The 9,788-nt window shown below is 69.8% G+C and carries 13 protein-coding genes and 1 pseudogene; 6 read left to right on the top strand and 8 right to left on the bottom strand.

Annotated elements, in window-relative coordinates; all coding sequences use genetic code 11:
* Nucleotides 1-231 precede the first annotated feature (231 nt).
* On the bottom strand, nt 232-765 hold the full coding sequence (locus tag KN815_RS21240) for a hypothetical protein (RefSeq protein ID WP_216343530.1): 534 nt from the start codon (nt 763-765) through the stop codon (nt 232-234).
* Nucleotides 766-1,034: 269 nt separating this feature from the next.
* On the opposite strand from KN815_RS21240, the gene KN815_RS21245 reads away from it, so the two are divergent.
* The 3 genes from KN815_RS21245 to KN815_RS21255 all read left to right on the top strand — a co-directional run bounded on the left by KN815_RS21245 (nt 1,035) and on the right by KN815_RS21255 (nt 2,416).
* Nucleotides 1,035-1,697: a hypothetical protein gene (locus tag KN815_RS21245; protein ID WP_216343531.1), complete on the top strand. Its 663-nt coding sequence runs from the start codon at nt 1,035-1,037 to the stop codon at nt 1,695-1,697.
* 198 nt (nt 1,698-1,895) lie between these two features.
* Nucleotides 1,896-2,264, top strand: coding sequence for a hypothetical protein (locus KN815_RS21250; RefSeq protein ID WP_216343541.1), 369 nt, complete (start codon nt 1,896-1,898; stop codon nt 2,262-2,264).
* The gene (locus KN815_RS21255) at nt 2,264-2,416 is read left to right on the top strand and encodes a response regulator transcription factor (protein WP_372458420.1); all 153 of its coding nucleotides are present in this window, start codon (nt 2,264-2,266) and stop codon (nt 2,414-2,416) included. The genes KN815_RS21250 and KN815_RS21255 overlap by 1 nt, the downstream gene beginning before the upstream one ends.
* Before the next feature lie 25 nt (nt 2,417-2,441).
* On the opposite strand, the gene KN815_RS21260 is transcribed toward KN815_RS21255, so the two are convergent.
* The 4 genes from KN815_RS21260 to KN815_RS21275 all read right to left on the bottom strand — a co-directional run bounded on the left by KN815_RS21260 (nt 2,442) and on the right by KN815_RS21275 (nt 5,771).
* Complete coding sequence (locus KN815_RS21260) at nt 2,442-2,921, bottom strand: MarR family winged helix-turn-helix transcriptional regulator (RefSeq protein ID WP_216343532.1); 480 nt, start codon at nt 2,919-2,921, stop codon at nt 2,442-2,444.
* Nucleotides 2,921-4,363, bottom strand: a complete 1,443-nt coding sequence (locus tag KN815_RS21265) for an MFS transporter (protein ID WP_216343533.1) — start codon at nt 4,361-4,363, stop codon at nt 2,921-2,923. The genes KN815_RS21260 and KN815_RS21265 overlap by 1 nt, the downstream gene beginning before the upstream one ends.
* Nucleotides 4,364-4,491: 128 nt before the next feature.
* Complete coding sequence (locus KN815_RS21270) at nt 4,492-5,331, bottom strand: hypothetical protein (RefSeq protein ID WP_216343534.1); 840 nt, start codon at nt 5,329-5,331, stop codon at nt 4,492-4,494.
* Nucleotides 5,332-5,396: 65 nt separating this feature from the next.
* On the bottom strand, nt 5,397-5,771 hold the full coding sequence (locus KN815_RS21275) for a peptidase inhibitor family I36 protein (RefSeq protein WP_216343535.1): 375 nt from the start codon (nt 5,769-5,771) through the stop codon (nt 5,397-5,399).
* Between the two features lie 255 nt (nt 5,772-6,026).
* Between KN815_RS21275 and KN815_RS21280 the strand changes: the two genes are divergently transcribed.
* Nucleotides 6,027-6,770 (top strand): ArsR family transcriptional regulator, encoded by a 744-nt coding sequence (locus KN815_RS21280; protein WP_253209141.1) that lies wholly within the window; start codon nt 6,027-6,029, stop codon nt 6,768-6,770.
* A complete protein-coding gene (locus tag KN815_RS52235) occupies nt 6,764-6,964 on the top strand; it encodes a MarR family transcriptional regulator (protein ID WP_372458422.1) in 201 nt (66 codons plus the stop codon). Before KN815_RS21280 ends, KN815_RS52235 begins: the two co-directional genes overlap by 7 nt.
* On the opposite strand, the gene KN815_RS21285 is transcribed toward KN815_RS52235, so the two are convergent.
* Nucleotides 6,961-7,143 (bottom strand): hypothetical protein, encoded by a 183-nt coding sequence (locus KN815_RS21285; RefSeq protein WP_216343536.1) that lies wholly within the window; start codon nt 7,141-7,143, stop codon nt 6,961-6,963. The genes KN815_RS52235 and KN815_RS21285 overlap by 4 nt on opposite strands.
* Before the next feature lie 239 nt (nt 7,144-7,382).
* On the opposite strand from KN815_RS21285, the gene KN815_RS21290 reads away from it, so the two are divergent.
* The gene (locus KN815_RS21290; protein ID WP_216343537.1) at nt 7,383-8,240 is read left to right on the top strand and encodes a maleylpyruvate isomerase family mycothiol-dependent enzyme; all 858 of its coding nucleotides are present in this window, start codon (nt 7,383-7,385) and stop codon (nt 8,238-8,240) included.
* A 101-nt stretch (nt 8,241-8,341) separates the two neighbouring features.
* On the opposite strand, the gene KN815_RS21295 is transcribed toward KN815_RS21290, so the two are convergent.
* Nucleotides 8,342-8,632: a WD40 repeat domain-containing protein gene (locus KN815_RS21295; RefSeq protein ID WP_253209142.1), complete on the bottom strand. Its 291-nt coding sequence runs from the start codon at nt 8,630-8,632 to the stop codon at nt 8,342-8,344.
* Nucleotides 8,548-9,663: pseudogene (locus KN815_RS52240) on the bottom strand (nSTAND1 domain-containing NTPase). The gene KN815_RS21295 and the pseudogene KN815_RS52240 overlap by 85 nt, the downstream one beginning before the upstream one ends.
* Nucleotides 9,664-9,788 lie beyond the last annotated feature (125 nt).

The following is a 9,788-nucleotide window of genomic DNA, read 5'->3' on the forward strand; positions in this document are numbered from 1 at the left end:
GATCACCTGCCGATGATCCCGCCACCTGCCACAACGCCCGTTGCTGACCGGCAGGAACGGCCGCAGCCGTTCCCACTCCGCATCGCTCAGATCACCCCGCCCCATGCCACATCAACGACCCGGACACGAGACAGCACATGATCGCCCGGACAAGTCCTAGTGGTGTTCCCCGTGAGGTAGTGGTGTTCCCCGTGAGGTTTCCGTCGGGTCGTGTCGCGACGCACCTGGCCGCTACTCGGCCGCGGGCCCGGCGACCGGCACCCGGCGGCCGGCGGTGGCCGCCCGCGCGGCGAGCCCGATGGTGCGGGTGAGCGTCATCGCCACGGCCATCAGGAGCAGCGCGTCGGTGAGGGCGTCGGCGGTCACCTGGTGGTCGGCCATCCAGCGGCCCAGATGCCGGGCGAACCAGTGCTCCGACCCGTACGAGAACGCGGCCCGCGCGCCGACCACGACGATCCACAGCGCCGCGTAGGCGAGGCCCGCGCGGCTGACCGGCTTGCCGGTCGTGGGGCCGGCGTAGACCGTGGTGAAGGTCATCGCCAGCAGGCCGACGAGCAACCCCGCGACGACGGCAGCCAGTTCGAGCGCCAGGCCGGTGCCGTGGGCGGCCGGGCTCTTGATGAAGAGGGGGACGATCGCGGCGGCCATCAGCAGCGGCCGCAGAATGCGCAGCTTCCCGATCTTGCGGTGGGATCCGAGGTCCGCCTCCAGGACGGCGATCAGGACCGCGGCGTTGATGATCATGGCTTGACCGATGGTGGACATGGGATGGCGAGCCTCTCGATGGACGGTTGGCCGGGGATCCGGCTCGCTCAGATTGGCTCCGGTACGCGTTCCCGCACGCCGTAGCGGGGGGTGACCTCCGGGGTGATCCGCGTCGGCCGCCCGGTGGTACCGGTTCCCGGCGCCGGTACCACCCGCGGATCACCCCGGAGGTCACCGCTCGGGGTGACGCCGTGCCCCGCGGGCCTTCCTAGCCTCGGGGCGAGTCAACAGGCCTGCGCAACCGAAGCGTGGCCGACGGGAGTCCTCCAGTGAACGTGCTGCAAGTGCTGGCCGCGATCGCCGTCGTGATCTTCGTCATCGCACGTCAGCTACGCGGCGAGCCGCTGCGCGGCAAGCGGCTGATCCTGCTTCCCGCGGTCCTCGCCATCGTCGGCTTCACGAGCCTCGGCAAGGGCGGCCGCCACCTCACCACGACCGATCTCGCCTGCCTCGTGATCAGCGCGGTGATCGCGGCCGGAATCGGCACCGCCCAGGGCGCGCTGCTGCGGCTGGAGCCGCGCGACGGGGTGCTGTGGGCGCGGATGCCGGTGTACGGGCTGTGGCTGTGGCTCGCGCTGGTGGTCTCCCGGGTCGTGATGACGGTCGTCGCCGTGGCGCTGCACGCCCACGTGGCGGGCTCCTCGGCACCCATCCTTGTGCTGCTCGGCCTCAACCGGCTCGGCCAGGCCGCCGTCGTCACCCCGCGCGCCCTCGCCTCCGGTGTGCCGTTCGCCCCGGAGAAGGACGGCCGCCCCTTCGATGTGCGGGGTGCGCTGGCGGGGCTGCTGGGCGGGTCGGGCGACACACCGGGGCCCGACGCGGAGCGCCCTACGGGGCAGCCCCGGCCCCCGCGGTATTCCCGCCCCACGGCGTCGTACGACCGCTCGGCGCGTGACCTCCTCCGCGACCGGCGCCGCCGGGGACGGCGATGACCGGACGGCGCCCGGCAGGCGCTCCCGCGGCCCCCGCGCACGACGGCGAAACAGAGGTCCACCACGGCGCCGCCGCCGAGCGGTCCGCGGGTCGCTATCCTGCATCCGTGCTGCGTACGGTGTCATGGCTGAGAGCCGGCGCGTACGTCTTCATCGGCCTGCACACCTTCACGGGCCCTCCGGCCGGGGCTCGGTGCGGTGGCCCTGGCCATCGTCGCGTACGCGCTGGGCGGCCTGGCACTGCTGCTGTGGGAGCTCACCCACACCCTCGGCGACGAGGCCGCGCGGCGCGCGCCGCGGATGCGGGTCCTGCTCGGCGTGGCCGCCGGCCTCTGCGGCTACGCCAGCGCCTTCCCGCCCGCCGGAGCGCTCATCGGGCTCTCGCTGATGGCCGTCATGCACCTGGGCACCGAGCTGAGCCTCCCGATGGGCTGGGCCGTGGCGGGCCGCACGGTGGTGGCGCCACCCCTCCCCCGGGGTCGGACACCCCTCGTTCAGGGCCCGACGCCGCCGACCGGCCGCTTCCGGACGGCCTCACCCGTCGGGAAGCGGAGATCCTCACGCTGATGGCGCGCGGTATGACCAACGCGGAGATCGCCACCGCCCTCTTCCTGAGCGGCAACACCGTGAAGACCCACATCAACCGGGTCTTCACCAAAACCGGCTCCCGCGACCGGGTCGCGGCCACCGGCTACGCCCGCGACCACGGCCTGGACTGACACAGAGCCACCAGCCGCCGCTGCCTCATCGCAGGAGCTTGGCCACGACGCGGTCGAGCGCCTGGATGTCCTCGGCCGGCAGGGCGAGCAGGGCGTCGGGGGGAGTGGTGAGGATCGCGACGGCGCGGGCGGCCAGCGCCTGGCCCTCCTCGGTGAGATGGACCAGCTTGGACCGGCGGTCGGCCGGGTTGGTGATGCGTTCGGCGAGGCCGCGCCGTACGAGATCGTCGACGATGACGGAGGTGTAGGGCGGGTCGGCGCCCAGCCGCTCGGCCAGTTCGCGAAGGGTGATCGGGTCGGCGGCGAGCCGGCGCAGCGCCCTGACGCGGCTGAAGCTCATGCCGAGGCTCTCCGCGACCACCTTGCGGCGGTTGTAACGCTCCATCAGGAGTGTGTTCAGCCCCAGCCAGGCCCGGGCCGCCGTCCTGGCGGTCTCGTCGTCCCGCTCGTGCGGCTCGTCCCGGTCGTCCCCCTCGTGGGGCTCGTTGTCAGGTGGGCGCTCCATCAGACGTTCACTGTCTCCTTGGTCTCCTCGGCGGCGAGCCGCTTCGCCGTGCGCTGGGCCGTTGCCCGGGCCCAGCGGCCGGAAGTGAGCGTACCCATGACCAGCACCGCGGCGCCGCAACCGGCGATGATCCACCATGCCGTCCGGGCCGCGTCCGTGAACTCCGCCGCGTCCGCGTGCACTCCCCCGGCCATGAGGGCACCGATGACGGCCACGCCGAGCGACTGTCCGGTCTGCCGGCTGGTGGAGGCCACCGCGGCCGCGACACCGGCCTGTGAACGGGGCATCCCCGAGACGGCGGTATTGGTGATGGGCGCGTTGACCAGTCCGAAGCCGGTGCCGAAGAGCAGATACGAGACGACCAGCAGGGGCACCGGAAGGTGCGCGGAGTAGGTGAGCGCCTGGAGCACGGCACTCGCGCAGAACGCCGTCCCGGCGAGCAGCAGCGGCATACGCGGCCCCCGCGAGGCCACCATACGGCCCGACACGGGTGCGGTCAGCAGCGCCATGACGGCCATGGGCAGCATGAACAACCCGGCGTGCAGCGGATCGAGTTGCCGCACATCCTGCAGGTACAAGGAGCTGACGAACAGAAACCCACCCAGACCGGCGAACGCGGCCACCGCGATCACCGTGGCGCCCGAGAACGGCGCGGAACGGAAGAACCGCAGGTCGATGAGCGGGTCGGCGCGCCTCGGCTCGTACCACAGCAGCCCCAGCAGCGCGCCCAGCGCCGCGACCGCGCACCCGGCGACCACCGGAGAGGTCCAGCCCAGGTTCGGCGACTCGATGATCGCGTACGTCAGCGCGACGAGCAGCACGATGACGAGCGCCTGCCCGACCGGGTCCACACGGCGAGCCCGCGCCGCCCGGGACTCCGGCACATACCTCCGGGTCAGGAAGAGCGCGGCAAGGCCGATGGGCACGTTGAGCCAGAAAATCGCCCGCCAGCCGGCCGACTCCACCAGCGCACCCCCGATGATCGGCCCAGCGGCCATGCTGATGCCCACGACACCGCTCCACACACCGATCGCACGGGCCCGTTCCCGGGCATCGGTGAAGGTGTTGCTGATGATCGACATGGCGACGGGGTTCAGCATCGACCCGCCGACCGCCTGCAGCATCCGCGCGACGACCAGCCAGCCGAGCCCGGGAGCCAGACTGCACAGCAGCGAGGCCGCGGTGAAGATCACCAGCCCGGCCTGAAACGTTCGCCGACGGCCCACCCGGTCGGCGGTCGACCCGGACAGCATCAGCAGGCTCGCCAGCACCAGCGTGTACGCGTCCACCGTCCATTGCAGTCCGGACACCGACGTGTGCAGATCGCGCTGGATGGAGGGCAGGGCGACGTTCAGGATCGTGTTGTCGAGACTGACGATCAGCAGGCTCATACAGCAGATGGCCAGCACGAGCCATCGTCGCCGAGGAGCGAGATCGGGCATGAAGGGCCTCCATTTAATTGTGTCTACACAATCATTATACAGACACAACTAAACGGAGCCTGCCCCGGCTCCGGCAGTGCGGAGGTCATTCCGTCGCGCCACCGAGCCGTCGCGCCGTCGCCAGCGCTTCAGCGCGCAGCGTCTTCAGCTCTCCGAGATCGTGCTGGTGACCTCGGACGACCGACCGCTCCACAGCCTTCTGCGCGGCCCGGATCGCGGGCTCGACGCGTGCCCGCTTCTGGCAGGCGACGTCCCTGGCCGCCTGGTCCAAGAGCGCGTTGAACTCGGTCTCGCCGTCCGCTCGGTCCGAGGCCTCCACCCATGCGGCGCATCGCGTCGGGTCGTACGTCCTCCAGCGTGGTCACCGAGTAACCGGCCCGGCCCATGCACCTGGCCCACGTGTGCTGCGTGGCGTTGACGCGCGGGTCGCGGTTCACCCGGGCGACGATCTTGGCGGCGAGCGTCTCCTCGCCGTGGAGCAATCGCTTCCAATCCTCCCCGTACAGCTCGGTCTGAGCCTGGTAGAAGCACCCGTCGGTATGGACCACGAGTTCACCGCCCTCCGCCAAGGGGATGGTCTTCTGGCTGGCCTCGGTCCCGAACAGGGCGTCGCGCTCACGGTCCGTCAGCCGCGGATCCGACGGGACCGGGGCCGCCCCGTGGAGTCCGTAGCCCCGTTCCGCGACCTCCGCACTGTCCAGCAAGCCGTACGGGTTCGGCAGGCTCGCGGGCGCCTCCGCCGTCCCGGCGACGTGGAAGTCCATGCCGCGGTCCCGCATGCAGCGCCTCACCAGCACGTCCTCGGCGTGACGCAGCGACTGCTGCTGCTCCGGGGAGAGCTGGAGGTCGGCCAGGGGTTCGGGTGGGGGGATGGCCGTGTCCCGGTCCTTCCCGCTCCAGAAGCCTGTCAGGATCCACAGGCCGATCGCCGCCATGACCATCAGCACCACGGCCGACAGAGAGTGCACACGCCTGGATCGCCATCGCATCGGTTCGTCTGCTCCCCTACTGGTCCCCTACGGGGCGGTCAGCGCTAGAGGCACGACCAACTGTTGCTCTGGATGCCCGTAGTGCGGTACTCGGGGATGTGGTCCAGGTTGGGGTACCCGTCGCCCCGGCTCAGGGCGTGCCTGACTCCGCCGTATCCCGGCTTGGACCACAGGAGGGCCGTACAGCTCGCCCCGTTGTTGAAGATCGACTGGACATGCCGGAACTTCGGGTACCGCCGCAGGTCCGGGTTGCTGTCCCCCACCGGCCCCGCCCCTCCCCGGTAATTCGTCTGCGGGTAGGCGCACAGGTACTTCCTCGCGCAGTCGCTCGGCGCGGCCTGCGCCTGGCCGACCGCACCCCCGACTGTTGCCAGCGAGGCCATCAGCCCCGCGGTCGCCAAAAGCACGCGCATCCTCATGACCGTCTCCTTCTCTCTTCAATGGCGCCGTCTGGGCGCCCGCACGGGCCCTGGGCCGACTGGTCCCGGCGCCGGACCCGCATCCAGATTCCGGGTCCGTGGCCGTCACTTCGACCTGATTCGGCCTGGACCGAACCTCCGTACTCTCGGGAGACTCGCCCTGGTCCGTACAACGTGGGGTTCGGGGCGAGCGTGGTCTACCGCATTCACTTCACCGTTCACGATCTGGCGCGCACGCGTGTCGCGGAGGCGCCGATGCCGCTGTCGGAGATGGACCTCGCGGTGCGTGCGTTTCAGGACCGCGGCCGGCCGGTACGGCTCGGCCCTTGGCGGCGTCAGGTTCTGCTCCGGTCGTCCGCACCGACCCGCATGGCCATGTCCCTCGTCCCGCCCATCGGCTGGTCCCCCGGATTTCTCTGCCCCGTACGCGCCGGGAGCCCCGAGGAACTGCTGGAACAGGTGCGAGCCACCGCACCCGCGGTGATCCGCGCCGACCTGGCCGCCGTAGCCGAGCAGCAGGCGCTGCCCGACTGGGCACGACAACTCCCCGATGACGCGTCCTTGCGCCACGAGCTGTACGACGGACTCGGCCGGCTCTACGCCGCCTTGATGGATCCCTTCTGGGAACGCCTCAGCCGGCAGTTCACCGTGGACCGGACGGTGCGTACGCGCCAGCTTCTCACCGGCGGTGTCGAGTGCCTGCTCGCGCAGGCGAATCCCCAGTGGATGCGGTGGAAGCCCCCCGTGCTGGAAATCCGGATGCCCAACGGCGTCGGCCACGATCTGCGCCTGGAGGGCCAGGGGATCGTGCTGGTGCCATCGGTGTTCGGCGTACGTTCCATCGTCGACAACGGCCCCCGGGAGCAGCCCACCGTCACATACCCTGTCCGGCAGGAACAGCCCCTCGATCGGCTGACCGCCTTCGCCCCCGAGTCCGTCCCCCCACCTCCGCGAGGGCCCTGGCGGCGCTGCTGGGCCGGACCCGGGCGATCGTGCTGAGGGTCATCGCCGAGCATCCGGGCTGCTCCACCAAGGACCTCGCGTCCCTCACCGGCCTCGCGCCGGAGAGCGCGAGCGAACACGCCACCGTTTTGCGCGCGGCCGGATTGGTCATCACCCGTCGATACCGCAATACAGCGCTGCACAGCCTCTCTGGACTCGGTATCTCTCTCCTGAACTCAGCAGGCGGCTAACAGCACTTGTTGTCGGGCAGGTGGTCGCCGGTCACGGCAAGCTGGTGGTGTACCCATCTGATCGCCGTGGCGGACATTTCGGTGGGCTTTCCTTCCGCATAGGTAGGACCGCCCAATTTCAGGGCCACTGCCAAGACGGCGACAATCGCTGCCAGAATGATGCGCTTGCCTGTGTTCACGGTACTCATTCCATTTCAGTCTCGGCACCTTCGACGGCCGCTCGTGCGGTCGTCGAAGGATTCTTCCGAGTGGCTCCTGACGTGTGTCGCCAAGAGCTGATGTCACCCAGTGCAGCGACCGGCTGGATTGATTACCAGCCCTCTCCAACAGCCTGATCAATGGCCGCACATCGATTTCCCACGGCGCCCCGCACCTTTAATCGATGGCCATCGAGTCATTGGGTTGGCAGGCTTCGGCCATGAACTCCCAACTCCATGACATGTCGAGCCATACCTGGCTCGGTACCCCGATTGACGCCCGCTCGCTGTTCGCTCCGGAACACACCGCGCTGATGGCCACACTGCGCGGCCTGACGCCCGGCGATTGGCACCGAGAAGCGGTGCCGGGGTGGACCGTCCGCGATCTCGTCGCACATCTTCTGGGCGACTTCTACGGGCGCATTTCCCGGGCCCGCGACGGTCACCGCGAAGGCCCCGCACTCGCGACGGGCGAAACGCTGGAGTCGTTCATCCACCGCATCAACCAGGAGTGGGTGGATGCCTTCTCCCGAGTGAGTCCGGCCGCGCTCACCGACACCCTCGAGCTGGTGGGCGGACAGGTGGCGGAGTTCTTCGAGGGCACCGACCCCGGTGCGCCGTCACTCGGCGTGTCCTGGGCCGGTGTCGACCCGGCACCGATGTGGCTGGACACCGCGCGGGACTTCACCGAGTTCTGGACCCACCGCCAGCAGATCCGTCATGCGGCCGGACAGGTCACCGACGCCGATCCGCGGCTCCTGTCCGTGGTCATGGACACCTTCATGCGGGCTCTGCCGCACACCCTGCGCGACGTCGATGCGCCGGTCGGCACGCAGATCCAGATGCACGTCGACGGCCCGGCCGGCGGCACCTGGACCGTGACGGCCACCGAAACACGCTGGTCGCTGGCACAACCGGACACGGCACATCCCACCGCGCTCGTCCGCCTGGACGCGGAAACCGCCTGGCGCCTGTGCACCCGCGGCATCCAGCCGGACACCGCCCTCGCACGTGCCCGTATTGACGGCGACCGCGAACTCGCCGAGGCCGCCTGTCAGACCATGTCGATCATCTACTGACCACCGCCACCTTGCGGTCCGGCCGGCGCGATGGCGGTTGACGAGGGTCGGCAGCCCGGATCGTCACCGACCCGTCGGACAGGCCACGGAAGGGCGGCCCGCTAGGTACTGCGACCGTTCGCGTGCCGTGAGGGACCTGTGGACCGCCCGGCAAATCCTCCTGATGGAGGAGGCAGGGTCAGGTAGATCAACATCCCACAATCGGATCTTTTCGCCCCCGCCACAGCCAGGGTTTGGCCGTCCGGACTGAACACCACCGACTCCACGGTATCGGTGTGCCAACTCAGTTTGGAGCGCGGCTTCCCGGTCACCGCGTCCCATAGGCGCAGTGTCTTGTCGTCACCACCACTGGCCAGGGTATTGCCGTCCGGACTGAACGCGACGGACTCCACGGCGTCGGCATGCCCAGCCAGACGGAATCCACGAGGCCGGCCGACTGTGCCGCCAGATGACGGGAGAGTACGATCCGCTGGGCGCTGAGCGCCTGGTGCCGCTCCTGCTCACTGGTCCGGTATTGCTGCCAGGCGATCAGCTCGGCGGCCAGGGCGAATACGTGCAGGATCGACAAGGTGGCGGCGAACTGGCGCAGGCGCCGGGCAGTGCGGGCGACCGCTTCCTCTTCGCGGCGGCGAGCGGTACGGCTGTGGGTGAGGAACTCACGTTCCAGAGGAGTCAGGTCACTGCCACTGTTGGTGTTGGTGTTGGTGTTGGTGTTGAGGAAGACTTCCTCCGCAGCGGCGAGTCGGGTGCCACGATAGAGCGCGCCGGACTCGCGGCCAAGGTCGTTCCAGGTGCGTGCGGCCTCCGTGAGCTGCCGGTGCAGACGCAGGCGTTCGCGGGCGTCGTCGATCCATTCCCTCAACCGTGGCCAGGCGGCGATGAGGGCTTCGTGGGCGAGGTGCACCGTGCCGCCGTCGAAGGTGACCAGTCGCGCCCTCACCAGCCGCTCCAATACTTCAGCGGTGGCGGACGAAGTCCCTGTCTCCAGTTCTTCCCGGGGCGCGGGCCGCCGGGTGTCCTGTGCGCCTTCCCCCGGGGACATAGGCGGTCAGGGTGAGTGCTCGGCCCTTGCGCCGGTGCCAGGTTTCCAGGAGGGCGTGGGACACCAGGGGCAGGGCACCGGGTTCACCGTCGACTTCGTCGATGATGTGCGCGGTCAGGGTGCGTTCGACGGTATGGCCCGCGGCTTGGGCGGGTTTGACGATGGCCTCGCGGAGTTCGCCCCGGTTCATGGGGGGGACAGAAGAGTGGCCTCGCGCAACGCGTCGGCGAGGGGCCGGTGACCGGCCAAGTGTCCGAAGAAGTCGGCCCGTACGGCGATCAGCACCCGTAATCGGCTGTCGGGGGCGGCGGCGGTCAGGAGGCGGTCGAGGATCCGGATGCGTTCTTCCGAGTCGGTGCAGAGGGTGTAGAGCTCCTCCATCTGGTCGACGACCAGCCAAGTATCCCCCTTTTCACCGTCTTTTGGGGTGAGCCGCTGGTCGTGGATGCGCAGCGGGTGGGCGCCGGGGGTGAGGGACTGGGCCGCTCGCGCGGCGGGCTCACGAG

This window comes from Streptomyces niphimycinicus (assembly GCF_018883605.1).
GTDB classification, from domain to species: domain Bacteria; phylum Actinomycetota; class Actinomycetes; order Streptomycetales; family Streptomycetaceae; genus Streptomyces; species Streptomyces niphimycinicus.